Source organism: Candidatus Poriferisodalis sp. (assembly GCF_965215815.1).
In the GTDB taxonomy this organism is placed as follows: Bacteria; Actinomycetota; Acidimicrobiia; order Acidimicrobiales; family Poriferisodalaceae; genus Poriferisodalis.
Map to the genome: position 1 here is coordinate 1763960 of NZ_CBDCEO010000012.1, position 15101 is coordinate 1779060.

Annotated in this window: 10 protein-coding genes and 1 pseudogene; 2 read left to right on the forward strand and 9 right to left on the reverse strand. The window is 63.0% G+C overall.

Annotated features, from left to right (window positions below; all coding sequences use genetic code 11):
• Window positions 1-78: 78 nt before the first annotated feature.
• The 4 genes and pseudogenes from ACOOHB_RS09740 to ACOOHB_RS09755 form a co-directional block, all read right to left on the reverse strand.
• Window positions 79-219: pseudogene (locus ACOOHB_RS09740) on the reverse strand (DUF5131 family protein); the annotation flags it as partial.
• Window positions 216-1661 (reverse strand): N-6 DNA methylase, encoded by a 1446-nt coding sequence (locus ACOOHB_RS09745; RefSeq protein ID WP_420444589.1) that lies wholly within the window; start codon window positions 1659-1661, stop codon window positions 216-218. The gene ACOOHB_RS09745 and the pseudogene ACOOHB_RS09740, both read right to left, overlap by 4 nt.
• Before the next feature lie 895 nt (window positions 1662-2556).
• The gene (locus ACOOHB_RS09750; protein WP_420444590.1) at window positions 2557-3558 is read right to left on the reverse strand and encodes a hypothetical protein; all 1002 of its coding nucleotides are present in this window, start codon (window positions 3556-3558) and stop codon (window positions 2557-2559) included.
• 14 nt (window positions 3559-3572) lie between these two features.
• Window positions 3573-4532: an AAA family ATPase gene (locus ACOOHB_RS09755; RefSeq protein WP_420444591.1), complete on the reverse strand. Its 960-nt coding sequence runs from the start codon at window positions 4530-4532 to the stop codon at window positions 3573-3575.
• Between the two features lie 433 nt (window positions 4533-4965).
• Here ACOOHB_RS09755 and ACOOHB_RS09760 point away from each other — a divergent pair, with 433 nt between their 5' ends.
• Window positions 4966-7008: an ATP-binding protein gene (locus tag ACOOHB_RS09760; protein WP_420444592.1), complete on the forward strand. Its 2043-nt coding sequence runs from the start codon at window positions 4966-4968 to the stop codon at window positions 7006-7008.
• Between the two features lies 1 nt (window position 7009).
• The gene (locus tag ACOOHB_RS09765) at window positions 7010-8359 is read left to right on the forward strand and encodes a DNA cytosine methyltransferase (protein ID WP_420444593.1); all 1350 of its coding nucleotides are present in this window, start codon (window positions 7010-7012) and stop codon (window positions 8357-8359) included.
• A gap of 20 nt (window positions 8360-8379) precedes the next feature.
• Here the strand turns inward: ACOOHB_RS09765 and ACOOHB_RS09770 are convergent, their stop codons facing one another.
• From ACOOHB_RS09770 to ACOOHB_RS09790, 5 genes are all read right to left on the reverse strand, one after another.
• A complete protein-coding gene (locus tag ACOOHB_RS09770; RefSeq protein ID WP_420444594.1) occupies window positions 8380-9843 on the reverse strand; it encodes a hypothetical protein in 1464 nt (487 codons plus the stop codon).
• A 165-nt stretch (window positions 9844-10008) separates the two neighbouring features.
• Window positions 10009-11280, reverse strand: coding sequence for a restriction endonuclease subunit S (locus ACOOHB_RS09775; RefSeq protein WP_420444595.1), 1272 nt, complete (start codon window positions 11278-11280; stop codon window positions 10009-10011).
• A gap of 22 nt (window positions 11281-11302) precedes the next feature.
• On the reverse strand, window positions 11303-11677 hold the full coding sequence (locus ACOOHB_RS09780) for a clan AA aspartic protease (RefSeq protein ID WP_420444596.1): 375 nt from the start codon (window positions 11675-11677) through the stop codon (window positions 11303-11305).
• Complete coding sequence (locus tag ACOOHB_RS09785) at window positions 11674-11955, reverse strand: hypothetical protein (protein WP_420444597.1); 282 nt, start codon at window positions 11953-11955, stop codon at window positions 11674-11676. Before ACOOHB_RS09785 ends, ACOOHB_RS09780 begins: the two co-directional genes overlap by 4 nt.
• A gap of 190 nt (window positions 11956-12145) precedes the next feature.
• A complete protein-coding gene (locus ACOOHB_RS09790) occupies window positions 12146-14968 on the reverse strand; it encodes a DEAD/DEAH box helicase family protein (protein WP_420444598.1) in 2823 nt (940 codons plus the stop codon).
• Window positions 14969-15101 lie beyond the last annotated feature (133 nt).

Below are 15101 nucleotides of genomic sequence, written 5' to 3' on the forward strand. Positions count from 1 at the left end.
GACCACCTTGAGCACGGTGTGCTCACGAGCGATCGTCATCGGTTCAGGCATCGCGTCGTACAGCACACCGTCGCGTTAGTAGCGCGGATTGCCCATCGCTTTCAGGCGTTTCGCCAGCGTGAGCGCGTAGCAGTTGTCGCAGCCCACCGATGTGCGGTCACACCCGGTGGTGGGATTCCACGTCGCCTCGGTCCACTCGATCCCGGTCCGGTCGCTCATGCTGAGGTCGCGTCGGCCGATGCGGCGAGGCTCTCGGCCAAGGCTTGAATCTCGGCGAGGGCGGCTTCGAGGTCCTCGGCGATCTCGGTCGCCAGCACATCTGGAGGCGGCAGGTTGTCGGCGTCCTCGAGACTCTCGTCTCGGAGCCAGAACAGGTCGAGACTGATTTTGTCTCGGGCGATCAGGTCGTCGTAGGCATAGCGCTTGAAGCGCTCGGACTCCTTGCGCTTGTGGCGGGCGTCCGGCCGGTAGCAGGCAACGAAGTCATCCAGATCGGCCCGAGTCAACGGGTTCTGCTTGAGCGTGAAGTGCTTGTTGGTGCGTAGGTCGTACACCCACAGCTCTCGGGTCCACGGCTCTGCGGCACCCTCGCGGCGGCGGAAGAACAGCACGTTGGCCTTCACGCCCTGGGCGTAGAAGATCCCGGTCGGCAGCCGCAGCAGGGTGTGGACATCGCAGTCGTGCAGCAACCGGCGGCGGATCGTCTCGCCGGCGCCCGCCTCGAACAGCACGTTGTCGGGCACCACCACTGCCGCATCCCCACCGATCTTCAGCAGGCTCACCACATGCTGGACGAAGTTGAGCTGCTTGTTGCGGGTCGTCGCCCAGAAATCCTCCCGCTCGTAGCTGTCCGACGACGACCGGCCGAACGGCGGGTTGGTCAGCACCATGTCGAAGGGCTTGCCAGGAGGGTCCCGCAAGGCGTCGTCCACGACGATCGGTGAGTCGGACTCGGGGCTCTCGATGCCGTGCAGCAGCATGTTCATGGCGCACAGACGGGCTGGCAGGTCGGCGATCTCCCAACCGCTGAACGCACCCGAGCGCAGATGAGCGACCTGGTCGGGCTCCAGGTGCGGGAACCGCTCGACAATCGACCGGTACGCGCCCAGGAAGAATCCGCCGGTGCCGCAGGCGGGGTCGCAGATGCGGTGGTCGGGCTCGGGCGCCATCACATCGACGATGGCGTTGATGAGCGCCCGTGGCGTGAAGTACTGGCCCGCTCCCCTGGCACCCTCCTGGGCGGTCTTCTCGATCAGGCCCTCATACGCGTCGCCTTTGAGGTCGGCGTCGTAGCTCATCCACTCGTGCTGGTCGATGAACTCCTTGATGAGCTGTTCCAGCTTGGCCGGCGTCTGGATGCGGTTGCGGGCCTTGTGGAAGACCACGCCGAGCATGTCCTCGCTCGTGCCCAACGCCGACAGGCACTCGCTGTAGTGGGCTTCAAGTTCCGCTCCCGAGCGGCTCAGCAGCGACTGCCAGTCGTGTTCGACGGGGACGATCCGGCCGCCTCCGAGCATCACGTACTGCTCATCGGCCATCTTGAGGAACAGCAGGTACGTGAGCTGTTCTAGATAGTCGCCGTAGGACAAACCGTCGTCGCGAAGCACGTCGCAGAAGTCCCACAGCTTCTGCACCATCGCCTTCGGATCCTGAGCGGGCATCGGCTCACGCTACGCCGCGAGAGTCGAATACTCGAGTTCCGACCCGAACCACCAGATCATCGACCTCGACTCAATCGAGGAACCGGAAGCTCCGAGGCAACTCTCATTTGACGCCGATGACATGGTGACTGTCGAACTGGCCGTTTCCGCGGCATGAGCGACCGCTGCTTCGCGGTCTCCATCGACGGCACCGACTTGAGCGAACACATCCCGAGAGTCGGATTGAGCAGGTCGCGGACGACTTTGTGGTCGCTTGCGCTACAGTCTGGGCACTGCTCCCCGCATTCCCGGTTCTCCGGGAATGGCGGGGCATATTCGTTTCGGGGTGGATGATGGCGACGCGGGTGGAACTCGATCCCGACGAGAGAGTTGAGACAGCGACGTGGTGGAGTCGCGCTGAACGGCGACGTGAGCGGTGCGCCCGCTGGAAGGGATTCAGCTCTTTGAGTCTGGCCTGCGCTCACCGACCCGCCGGCGCAAGAAAAACCGAGCCTTCGTCTTTTTTTGGGATCGGGGCTTCTGGGCTCGGTGGGGTTCATGTTAGGAGGAGGTCGCCACAGCGAGAGAGAACGCCTACTACATGGCGAGGCGACCGGGGCTTCAGGCACCGGCGCGCATCCTGTGATTGGTGACCGGAGACGGACCGAGTGCCGGTGTGCGGGCGATGTCGTGGCTCGACGAGGTGGACACGGGAACTCCCGAGCGCCTGCACAGCAGGCACGCCCGCCGCGGCCAACTTCCGCCCCCCAGCGCCTCGCCTATGTCCGGCACGAACGACGCAAGCGCCTCGTGGCAGCTTTGCAGTAGTCCCAAACGAGGCTCGCTGGCATTGGCCTCGGTTTCTGTCGTTATTGGGGTGTGGAGTGCCAGTTGGTGCAACCCGTCGATGCACGACTCATCCGGCACTTGCAGCGGCTACGACATGTCGAGCGCTGATCTGTTCCGCACCGTCGCTGAGAGCGTCGTGCAGAGCCGTGTGGCAAACCTGGAGCGCCCGCCGGAGCGAACCGGACTCTCGATACACCGCAAGGACTGCTGCCGAAGCGTCTGATGCAAGGACATCAGTCAAGTTCGGATTCGGAGCGCCGACAATCCTGTCGATCCGCCTCCGCAGGATTGCATCGACAGCAGTTGCCGACTCCAATCGGGGAATGTTGATGCGCGTGTCGAGATAGCACAGCAGCTCGGCATGTGATGTGACCTCGAAGTAGTGGGGATGCACCGCGACGACAAGTGCTGCAGGCAACTCCAGGAGCCACCGCACTCCCTCTGCGAAGAAGTTGGTTACCAACTGGGCGTTCTCGTTGCTGAGCCATCGATCTGTGTCGTCGAACACGATCACGGGCACAAGGTGCCCGTCAGCGACGATCGCGAGCACTTGGACCAGAGCGTCGGTCTTGTCGGCGAGCGTGGCGTTTCGCTCGGTCTGCGTTTGATGCCGAACCTCACCGGCGACATCGGCACCGAGCCATCGGCCTGCGAAACCCGCTCGACGACGGCGTACCCGAGTCGTTGTGGTGGTCGATCGCGCTAAGTCCCGCTCGACTTGTCCAGCAACGGGTTCAGCGAGCCGGGAAAACGTCGTCAGCAGATGGTCGGCCAGGTGGTCCGCAGTGTCGGCAGTCTGGGCCGGCGCAGCAGCCACCGGGACATACACCGGCACCACCCCTTCCACCGTGGGACCCAGTACGTGGGCAATGACGCTCGACTTACCGCAGCCGCTCGCTCCGATCAGGGCGATGGGCTCGCGTCGTCGAATCGACGCATCCAGCCGAGTCTCGGTCCCGGCGCCGTCAGTCAACTCGTCGAACGGAACGTGAAGCACGCCCAGGTCCATGCGCCTCGGACTGCTCTCGAATGCATACGCGTCGGCGAGCACTTCCAAGGACAGGCTCATGTGCTTGGCGCCCTTCAGAATGGGTCGACCTCAGCAACTGCGCGAGATGCTTCGACCACACTGCGGACCGCATCTTGGTCGGAAGCGGCTCGACCGGCCGCCTGATTTCCGAGCAGCTTCGACAAGTAGGAGAAGCGGCGGGCGGTGTAGTTCATCCGTCGACCATCCCGCTCAGCCTCTACGAGTCCGAGCGCCTCGAGTTCCTTGAGCCAGTGCACGACTCTCGACCTGGTGACGCCCACTGCCTCCAGCAGCCACTCGTCCCCGGCATGCGTCGGCCCCGCCTGACAGAGGGCCAAATAGAACTTGCGCAACCGATCGGGCAGCTCTGCGACCCGTGACCGGTCGTCTGCCAACGCGGCGATCAGCGCCGTCCGGTCCCCACCCAGTGCGAGCGACTGCAGGTCCAAGAGCGCTTGTGTCGGCGTTGCCGGCCCCAAGATGGCGCCAACATCCGCGCACCACTCGGCAGGCCAATCAGGCATGCGCGTCTCGATGAGACGCCGAATGCGACCTTCGGACCACGGTTCAAGTTGGACGGAACGGTCAAAGAATGCATCGGCCGGGCGAGGTGGATTCGCGCGCCTGCTGGCGACAATCCACGTCAGAGGCAGTTCCCACAGCGCATCTCGGTAGCGGCCGAAGAGCACTTGCAGGTGTTCGTGAACGGCCCCGTCAACGAGCACCACCGAGGGCTGTCCCGACCCATCGTCCCAGCTGTCAATTGCAACGCTGAGGGTGGCCTCGAGGAGCCGCACATCAAGTTCGGTGCCGGAAGTCCGTTCCGACGCGTAGACGTTGGACGGATGCCGAATCGCGTCGGCAATCTCTTCGAGCAGTGCGGTCGCCGAAGATGACGGCTCGGCCCTGACGAAGACGGCAGTGCCCCCGAACTCGTGCTCGATGCGGCGCAGCAGTGTGGTCTTGCCCGAACCCGGTCCACCGCCGATGTAGACGTTCAAGCCCAAGCGCACGGCCCCCCGTAACTGATCCAGCTCTGGACCTGGGATGAAGAACTCTTGATCACGTGCCGATGCCGTCAAGGGCCGCCGACTGAGCGACTGTAGTGACATGTCGCACATATCATACAGTTCGATGTGTGCGACATGTCCGACAAGGCAAGTTTGCGAAAGCCACACCCGTGGACAGCACAAGCACCTCAGGCGGACGGGCATGCGTGTCGTGGCTCGACGGCTGCAGCACCGGAACCTGTCACACTAAATGGCGACATGAAGGCTTCTCTCACTCATGTCGTACCGCTCGCTCGCGTGAGCCTGAGCGGCCAGATGCTGACCCGCCGAAGATTGCCGACCCACACGAAACTCCACTGGTCACAGCGGGGCCAGGCAGTAGCTTCGACCCGGCAGTAGCCGTGGAGCCGAGGCTTGGCATTTGGGAGTGCGGCCGATGAGCACAGACGAGAGCGATGAGGGCTACAGGCTCAACATCTCTCGGCTCACGATCGACAAGCTCGGTGTCAGGCTCTACGACCGTGCGTCCGCAGTCGTAGCCGAGTTGATCGCCAACAGCTACGACGCTGACGCGACTCAGGTGACTGTGAGCCTGCCGATGGGAACTCAGCTCGACAACGCCGACATCGACGGTCAACCGTGGGACATCGTGGTCGAAGACGACGGTCACGGAATGAGTCCCGGAGAGGCGCAACTCTTGTTCCTCGATGTCGGCAGCGATCGCCGGACGCGCTCCGTGAACGGGCCGAGATCGCCTCGATTCGACAGACCAGTGATGGGCCGCAAAGGAATCGGGAAGCTTGCACCATTCGGCATCTGCCGCCAGATCGAGATTCTCTCGGCGGGCGGCGAACGCATCGATGGCAAGTACCAGGTGAGCCATTTCGTCATGGATTACGACGAGATCATCAAGGACGAGCCGGGCGCCGCCCCGCTGACGTCCGGTGAATTCGACCGGACATGGCGAGAAACCAGCGGCACCAAGGTGACACTGCGGCAGTTCCTCCCAAAGCGGGTTCCCCCTGCGGAAGTGTTCCTCCGCCAGCTTGCGCGCGTGTTCCGCGGCACGACTGGCTTCGAGATTGCGGTACTGAACCTCAGGGAACGTCTCTTCGGGGCACAACCCCTGCCACCATTCGAGATCGAGGTTGACGAGCAAACACGAGTTCGTCTGGACAATCGCCCCGTGCCGTGCGGAGACAGGGAATTGGCGGTGAGCGGCTGGGTTGCGAAGGCCAAGAGTGCCTACAAGAACGACGAAGACGTCGGTGTCCGCATCTACGCGAGGAACAAGATCGTTGCCACGACCCGGGACTTCGAACAGAGTTCCGGCTATAGCGGCGAGTTCGTCATCCGGTCGTACCTCGTGGGCGAGGTAGTGGCCGACTGGCTCGATGTCGACGACCACGACGACCTCATCAGGACTGACCGGCAAGACATCCTCTGGAACTCCGAAGAGGGCGAAGCACTCAAGTTGTACGGCCAGCAGTTGGTGAAGGAAGTTGCCCGGTCGGCCATTCCGGTGCACGAGCAGTCGATGGCCACGCGCGTACTCGAGAGGTCAAGAGTCAAATCGAGAGCGCGAAATAAATTCAACGACGACGAACTCGTCGATTCTGCCGTCGAGCTCACCACGATGCTTGGCAGGTCCGTGTCCGAGGAGAAGCTCAACGACGCGGAGTACCTGGAACGTCTCGTCCAATTCGTACTGTCTGTCGCTCCTCATCACCTGCTCGTCGAGAGTTTTGCCGATCTCGCACAGCTGACGGGTGGCAACTCTGACGCGCTGGATCGGCTCGTAGAGCTATTCCGACGTACAGAGGTTGCCGCACTCGCCTCATATGCGCAGGTAGCAAGGGGTCGGATCGAAGCCATTTCGAGTCTCGCAGCCGCCCTTGAGCGAGATCGTTCGGAACCGGTTGACGAATCAAGACTGCAGGAGATCCTGCGCAGCGCGCCCTGGCTGATCAATCCAGAGTGGGAAGTCATCTCGGACAACCAAACGCTGAGAACTTTCGCTGACCGATATGCCACGCTGATTCAAGAACGTTGGCCAAGCGACTTGGAGCTGCCTGCGGAGGATTTCCGTCGCCGCCCCGACTTCGTCATGATGGAGACTTCGGGCCAACTCCATTGCATCGAGATCAAGCGGCCGCACGCGGGACTCAAGAGAGAAGACTTCACCCGCTTCTACCACTACGTCACGGTCTTCGCTTCCATGCGGGAGCAGGAGCAAGCCTTGACCGGCCACTGGGCCCGCGGCTGCATATTCCACTTGATCGTTGACCAAATTGATCTTGCCGACAACATGCAAGCCGACTTGCTCCGGCGCTATATCGACGAGGGCACTGTGGTTCACTCGACTTGGTTCAACTTGTTGGCGAAGACGAGACGATCCAATGCCGACTTCTTGGAAGCGCGCGAAGCGTCGCTGCACTCTGCCAATGAACCCGGATCGCCTAACGGCGAAGGCGCATGAGATGAAATCTGCAACGCCGAACGCGGTGAGCCTCTTCTCCAATTGCGGAGCCGGGGATGTCGGTTACGCGAAGGCAGACTTCTCCTTCAAGGTCATGGCGGAGATCGAGCAGCGCCGCTTGGCAGTAGCGCTGGCGAATCACCCGGACGCATGCGGGGTGCCGGGCGATCTTCGGTTCACATGGCGCGAGGTCGTTGAGTCGTTCCGTAGTGACGCAGGTCCGGAGCGGCCAGCGCTGCTCTCGGCGTGCCCGCCGTGTCAGGGAATGAGCACGGCACGCGGCGGCCGAGGTCGCGAGGAGGACGCCGAAGCGGGCAGTCGTGACGGTCGCAACTTGCTCGTCGAAGTAATTGCCCAAGTCGCGAACAGACTTCGACCACGAATCGTTGTGGTCGAGAACGTCGCCGCCTTTCTCTCGCGGCTAGTGCTCGATCCTCGGAACGACGAGCCGATCTCGGCTGCTGTGCTGCTACGGGACTTGCTCGATCCGCACTACGAGTGTTACCCGTTCTTGACCGACTTGGCCGACTACGGCGTTCCGCAACGCCGGGTGCGGGCCTTCATGACATTCATTCGGAGCGATGAGCCGGCCGTCGCTTCACTTGCCCAATCGGAGTGTGTCCCCTACCCAGTGCCGACCGCCTCGGCTGAGGACGGAAACTGGACATCCCTCGAAGATGCGCTGTCACAACTGGGCGCGAAGCCACTTGATGCCAAGAGTGAGGACGCTGCGCGCGACCCGTCGCAGCCGATGCACACCGTGCCGGTGTGGGGCTCCAATCATCAGTACCGCATGGTTGCTGCGATTCCGCCCAGCTCTGGCGGGCGCGCTTGGGATACGGCGGTGTGCGAAGCCCGCTGCGATTCCCCAGTCGGTGCAGATGACGCCGTGTGCGCCACCTGTGGCAACCCGCTTCTGAGGCCTGTGGTCTGCGAAACAGACGGCAGCTATCGCCTCGTCCGAGGTTTCCGCCGGTCGAGCTATTCCCGAATGCGACCCGATGCACCGGCGCCGACCATCACCACGGCAAGCGGACACGTCGGCTCGGACAACACCATTCATCCAGTCGAGAACCGCGTCCTGAGCCCCTTGGAATGCGCCCATCTCCAGACGATTCCCGACGATTTCGAATGGGGAGCGGCACTGAACGACTGGGGCACAACGGCTGTACGAGCGATGATTGGCGAGGCCGTGCCGCCCCGCTTCACCGAGATGCATGGACGCGTACTCGCGGCGCTGCTGGACGGTCGCACCGAAGGGCTCACATCCGCGAACGATCGCCGTGTGGCGAAAGCCACCCAGCGCATGCAACGCGGCGTGCCCGCTCAGCACTCATCCGCACACGGCTAGCTACGACCGTCCCCGCCTCATCAGTTCGATCGACCGTTGGGCGACTGCGGACTGTGGCGTTGGGTCAGCCCTCGGACATGATTCTTGAACTCAAGATGACGCTCGATGATCTGGTCACACGCCTGGGTGCTCAGTCCAAGGGCTTGCAGCAATCCATGCCGCAGCAGCCATTGTGTCGAAACCAGCGCATCGACTTGTCCCTGCACGCTCATCTGTTCGGTTCGCGCGTGCGCGACGGCCAACCGCGCTTCGTTGAGCACCGATACCAGATCGGGGCACGCCGTTTGGAGGGTCGTGGCGGTCCCGTCGCAGATGCCCAACACGTCGTCGAACTTCTCACGCATCCGCTTATGTCGGGTCGTCGCGAGTCGCGGGTTGATCACTGCCTCGAACCCTTGGGGGACTTGCCGCTTCAGGTCCCGCAATACCGTCGCTATCCGCGGTTCCTCAATGACTTTGCCGTCGAATCTGGTGCGGTGGAGGCTCTCGACTCCGTTGAAGGCATACAGGAGCGAGTCGTCGAATCTGAAGCCCTCGGTTTTCTCCTGCGAAGCGATAAGCAATGACAGGGTCGTCTCGAACCCGTCGTCGTTGACAGCAGCGAAGTAGATCGGCAGCAGCTGGTCCCATGTGGTGCCCTGATTGCTCAGTGCCTTCAGGGTCACCAGCATCTCGTGCTGACGCCCGACGATGCTGGGCTCGGCGTTGAACTGCCTGTTGGCGTCCAGCGGTTGCGGGAACCGTATGTCCAGATATGCGGGTCGATCCGTTGCCGATTTCCCCGCGAGCCGTGCTTTTATGCGTGCCACGACGCTGGTTCGCATCATCAACAACGACATCAGATGGCTCAGTGGCCGGGACCATTTGTCTGCAACGGCATGGATTGGCAACGTGTCGACGATTCGGATGAGTGCGCCGGGGCTGGCGGACACATGCTCGATCGACGAACTGATGTCTCGGCCCCACCTGATCTCGACTTCTGAGTCGCCTACAAGCGCAGCCTCTGAGTGTGTTTCCAACGAGATCGACACCTTCTCAGATTCCCAGTCATGCTCTGCGTGGAGCTTCGAAGGATCTGACGCCCAGGCGTCCAAGTCGCTGAAGTACACATCGATTTGGTCGACGAGATCGTCCGGCTTGACCGAGGCGTCGCGTGACTTGACGATCGCGCCTACAGGCCAGACCTGCACTCCGCCGTGCACGCTCGGGGACTGGTGCAGTGTCCGCGAATGGCGGACACCGAGCAGACTGTAGAAATACCCATCACGGTCGGCGCCCCATACAGTCAATGGCTCGCTTGGGCCGTCCGCGTCGCCATTCGAAGCGATGGCGTGAATCGATCCGGGCAGCAATGGACCGAGGGTTTCAAGCCGCCAGCCGGTGAAGCCCTCATCGAACAGTGCGCCAGCCGCGGTGTGTCGCGGCGGGATATACGGGCGCGGATACCGCTTGCGATTATCGACCCACCATTCGCCGTGAATCACGTCCGACCACTCCGTTCATAGGCCGCTCTCGCGAGCGACCGAATCTAGCCATACTGCTGGTCGCAGCGGTGACTGGCCTGTATGACATCCGTCCCCGTCACAGCTGCTGCACCCGGCAGCGGCCATGCTCTGCCGACGTGATCGGGCGCGCCTCACACCTGAGAGTCAACCCGTCAGGTCCGCGGCCGGCTCGACGTCCGGGCCCTGCGGGAGAAGGTGGCCCCCGAAAGCAGAAGCGAGGACTGAACGCCGCAGCGCCGCCGTTCTCGCGACTGCTGAACGAATCTGTTCCAAGGTTCTGTCCACGGAATCGAGCGCGGCTCGAGTCGCCGCCACCAATGCGCCCTGAACCTCCAACGGAGGGACAGGAAACTCGACGGTACGAAAGCGACCGAGCGCAAGGTGGGCAATGTTCGTCGTGATACGCGATTCCTTCATGAATCGCCCCGAGTGCATGTGTCGACGGAATACGAGCAATGCCCACTCCGAAATCACGTCCGGACCTGGAACGAAGCGGATCAGGCTGTTGGTGAACGCGATATTCGGAGGATCACCACGATAGATCGCGGGACGGCCAAGGAACTCTGGACTCTGACCCTCATTCAGCAGGACATCGCCCACTTCAAGTCGATACTTGTCGAAGTCGGTCGCGTCAAAGTGCATCTCCATGATGTCTGAAGCGTCGATGCGATCTTCGAAGACATTCGCCACCCGGAGATACGGCTTCATGTTCGGCCCGCTGTGGTACTTCGGCGACCTCTGTCGTCCGAGACCAGTTTCTCCCGCCTCGTCCACAGTCGTCATCCGCCAGCAGGGCGGCAGTTCGCTCGGGATCGCTCCGACGAGAATCGACTTGAGGAGTGCTTGGCAGCGCAACTTCGCGGCATCAAGCGAGGCATTGGCGGCGTCGAGGCGGGAGAAGTGCTCTTCGATGGCGGCAACGATTCGCCCCCGCTGCGTGCGCGGGGCAACTGCGATCGGGAAGCGCATCAATCCCTGCTTGCCGAGGTGGCGGATGTTGACTCCGCGGCCTGCCTCGCCGAAGCGCCCGGTCAGAGCCGAGAACAAGCAGAACCAGTAGAGGTAGTCCACATCGACAGCGCGCGCACGCAGCCGCAGCAGGGTGTTCTGAAAGCAGCAGTCTTCAATCTCGCCCCGCCAGATGGCTGGCTTACCGACCTCATTCGGGCTGCCAGAAGCCTCGTTCAGCAGCATGTCCCCCGGTTCGAGCCGATAGGTCTCGAAGTCGTTGTCGTCGAAGTTCATCTCCTTCACATCATCCAAGGAGACTCCGTTCCACGTCACATTGGCAGCGCGGAGGTACGGGCGCATCTGCCTGCCGTTGTGATGCTGCGGCGAGCGCTGTCGGCCCAACTGAACATCGGCGATGTCACCGAGCGTGGACAGTACCCAGCCGGGTGGGAGGTCGTCGATCATGCGGCGTCGACAGCACGGTCGGTCATGCGGGGAGCGACTCGATCAGGACGCGGCCGTCGTTGCGAGCCTCGATCCGCAACTCATGGCCTTCCAGCAAGGACATGCCCACAAGGGGCGTGACCTCTGCAGCGCCTACGGCAACAGCGACGAGCTGACCGTCCCAGACCAGCTCGGCATCGTAGAAGTCAAAGACTTCTTCGGCACCATTCGCCAATACGACTTTGCTGCGAGCCTTGTGCGGCAGGCCCAAATCGCTCACATGAGCCGGCGGCAGGGTCAGGAACTCGCTGTAGCCGGTGTCGATGACGGCCTCGATGAGGCGAGACCGTCCTCGGGGACCCTTGACGTCGAAGACAATGGTGGCTTCGAGGCGGGCGTTGACGCGGCCTTCGATCACTCAGAACTCCGCAGCGGGCGGCCTCCGAGGTTGAACGCAGCCCGATAGCCGACGCGCAGCATCCAGACGTCACATGAATCAGGGTGCCGCTCGTACAGATCGTCGGTGGCCCCGAGGAAGGTGTCGGCGATAGTCCAGCAGCCGCTGTCGATGTCGATGGCCACGTAGCGGCCGTGCTGGTCTTCGGCAAGGGCCGGCTTGATGCCACGCTCGTAGATCTCGTGGCCACGGCGGGCCGTTTCTTCCGGTTCGGTATCTGGTGCGCTGCGAACTGCCACGGTCATCACCTCACGTCGCTCACGCCGACAGATCCAGACTAACTCTGGCTTGCTGATCGGCTCCAACCGATTTTCGCCCCTCGCGGGGCGACGCACCCCGGACGCCCTTGCCAGCCGACTATGCGGCGAGGGCGACCATGAACCCGGTCAGCCTCGGGCATCACTCGCACCGATCATCGCTGACGACCGGTCACGCGGCGAGGGCAGTGGCGAGTTCGTCGAGCAGGGCGTCAAGCTCGTCGCCGAAGAGCTGGCGGGCTTTGCCGAGGCCGCCTTGGGTGCTGAAGGGCGGTGCCATCAATTCGGTGGGCTCGATGCCGAGGTTGGTGGCGATGCGGTCCTTCACTAGCTCCAAGTACGCCGCTTGCTCCTGCGAGAACGAGCGGCCATTGTTCGACTGCTGCAGCAACCACGCTTCGAAGCGCTCGTCGACCAGATCTGGGTATGACACCAGCACTTGGGCATCGCCGAGCGTGTAGCGGACGAGGCTGACCAAGTCGGTGCTGACTCGGTGGCCCGAACCGCGCACCTTCGAGGCGTCGAGCGTCTCGTAGGCCTCCCACAGCCCCTCCGGGGTCCAGCGATGCGGCGGTCGCTTGATTGCGTTCGCCAGTTCCTTGATGTCGTCATAGCCGAGGCCCCCGCCGTACGGCTGGCTGTACAGCACCTGAAGCGCGGTTATCTCGTCCCTGTTGGCGTCGATGAACTGCCGCCACGATTCGACCTGGGCTCGGGCACGGTCGGCCGCTTCCCGGGAGAACCGACCGGAGATCACCTGGTCCTTCGACGCCGTGTCAATCACCTGCTCGTAGCTGCGCCTGACATCGATCAGCTTCTCCCGCAACGCGGAGTTGCCTGCCAGCGGCTTCACCGCCTCACGGATCATCGCCGCGCCGGCGGCCTTGACCTGATCGGGTGTGGGATCGCCACCAGCTTCAGCCGCTGCAGCCTCGTACTGGCGATCGACATCGAGGGCGTCCACCATGCCGCGCACGAGGTCCGTCAGGCCGACTCCTGCCACGTTCTCCACCTCAGCACGATCCGCTGCTGTCATCCGCCGATTCAGCCGGGTGAGCCGGGATGCGACCGACGACACCACATCGGGATCGGTCGAGCCAAGTCCGATGTTGTTGAGCAGCTTGTCAAAGCTCACTGTCCGCTGGCGGTCCATCGGCACGGTGTCATGAAGCTCGGCTTCGGTTACGCCGACGGCGTCCACGATCACGAAGCGATCCTTGGCGGCAGCATCGGGCGTGACCGCGCGCAGCTGATCGCTGTCGATTACCCGCACGCCCCGCCCCTTCATCTGCTCGAAGAAGTTGCGGCTGCGCACCATGCGCATGAACACCACGCACTCGATCGGCTTCACGTCGGTCCCGGTGGCGATCATGTCCACAGTCACAGCAATTCGCGTCGTGTAGCTGGTTCGGAACTGCTGCAGCAGCTCCTCGGGCTTGTTGCCAGCGTCTCCCGAGCGGTAGGTGATCTTCACCGCCCCCTCGTTGCCGAGCCCGAACTCCTGCCGGACGATCTTGACGATGTCCTCGGCGTGGCTGTCGTCCTTGGCGAAGATCAACGTCTTGGGGATGTGCCGCAGCAAGCCGTCGTCACGGCGCTCGCGGTCAGGGAATATCTCCGGCAGCGAATTGCGCAGCGTGCGCACGACCGTGCGGATCTGATCGGGTGCCACCACTCGTCTGTCGAGCTGGTTGGCGTCGTAGGTGATGTCCTCGTCGATCTTCTCCAAGCGGTGCTCGCGTGTGTCGCGGTCGCGGAACTTGGTTACGAATTCGGCGGGGACAGTGCCGCCGGACTCCGTGATCTCGGTGCGGATGCGAAACACGTCGAAGTCCACGTTCACCCGGTCGGCTACCGCTTGGGCATGCCCGTACTCCATGACGAGGTTCTGATCGAAGAACCCGAATGTCTGCTTGCCAGGTGTTGCGGTGAGGCCCACGAGGAATGCATCGAAGTACTCGAGCACCTGACGCCACACGCCATATATGGAGCGGTGGCACTCGTCGATGATGATCAGGTCGTAGGACTCAATCGGCACCGCCGGGTTGTACACGACATCGACAGGCGCGGCCGGTGCGGTGTCGAAACCGCTTTTTTCGTCAAGGGCTTCGTCGAAGTCGTCGTCGCCACGCAGGATCGAATGCAGCCTCTGGATCGTGCAGATGTGGACCTTGGTGGCGGCCTCATCAGCCATCTCAAGCCGTGACGACGTGAGATGCCGGACGTTGTAGAGCTCAGTGAACTTGCGGCCATCGTCCGGTGTGGAGAAGCCTTGGAACTCCCGGAGCGCCTGACGTCCGAGATTCGCCCGATCAACAAGGAAGAGAATCCGCTGGGCGCCGGCGTGACGCAGAAGGCGGTAGCAGACGTTGGCGGCAGTGAAGGTCTTGCCTGAGCCCGTGGCCATCTGGATGAGCGCCCGGGGGCGGTTGGAGCGGAACGACTGCTCAAGATTGCGAATGGCCTCGGCCTGGGCAGGCCAAAGGTGCGCCGCATCGGTGCCGAGATCGGGCAGCAGCTGCGCGCCAGCACGCAATCCAGGCGCGCGACCCTCGCCCTCCGTATGGTCCTCGTGCCAGCGAGCCAAGGTCTCGGGACGGTGGAATGCGAACACCCGCCGACTCGTTGGCAAAGGGTCCAGCCCGCACGTGAACCGCGTCTCGGTGCCAGTGGATTCGTAGCCGAAAGGCAGTGCCCCGTCGACCTCGATGGCAGGCAGCGCCTCCGGGTACGCCGCCTGATACTTGCGAGTCTGTGGCTCAACACCCGTGAGCGTCATGCCGGCCTTCTTGGCCTCAATGACGCCGACCGCCTGGCTGTCCACGTAGAGCACGTAGTCGGCGGGCCCCGCCGTGGTCGGCACCTCGCGAACAGCAACACCCTGAGCCGCTGCCACCGCCGCGCTCTTGTAGTCCTGCACGACCCAGCCGCAGGCCTCCAGCTGCTCGTCGATGTCGCGACGGGCCTTCTGTTCGGGGGCCAAGTAGTCAGTCACGAAGTCCCCAGATCACGATCACCAACCCGCACCAGCGGTCATCGTACGATCTCGCTCTGGCCGGCGGAAGCGTCACTCGGCATGTCCCGAACAACGACACCTCACGTCGTCCTGCCGGGACCCGTGGTTCCGG

Coding starts and splice junctions, on each gene's coding strand:
- ACOOHB_RS09745 (WP_420444589.1), bottom strand. CDS start 1,661: ATGCCCGCTCAGGATCCGAAGGCGATGGTGCAGAAGCTGTGGGACTTC.
- ACOOHB_RS09750 (WP_420444590.1), bottom strand. CDS start 3,558: ATGAGCCTGTCCTTGGAAGTGCTCGCCGACGCGTATGCATTCGAGAGC.
- ACOOHB_RS09760 (WP_420444592.1), top strand. CDS start 4,966: ATGAGCACAGACGAGAGCGATGAGGGCTACAGGCTCAACATCTCTCGG.
- ACOOHB_RS09765 (WP_420444593.1), top strand. CDS start 7,010: ATGAAATCTGCAACGCCGAACGCGGTGAGCCTCTTCTCCAATTGCGGA.
- ACOOHB_RS09775 (WP_420444595.1), bottom strand. CDS start 11,280: ATGATCGACGACCTCCCACCCGGCTGGGTACTGTCCACGCTCGGTGAC.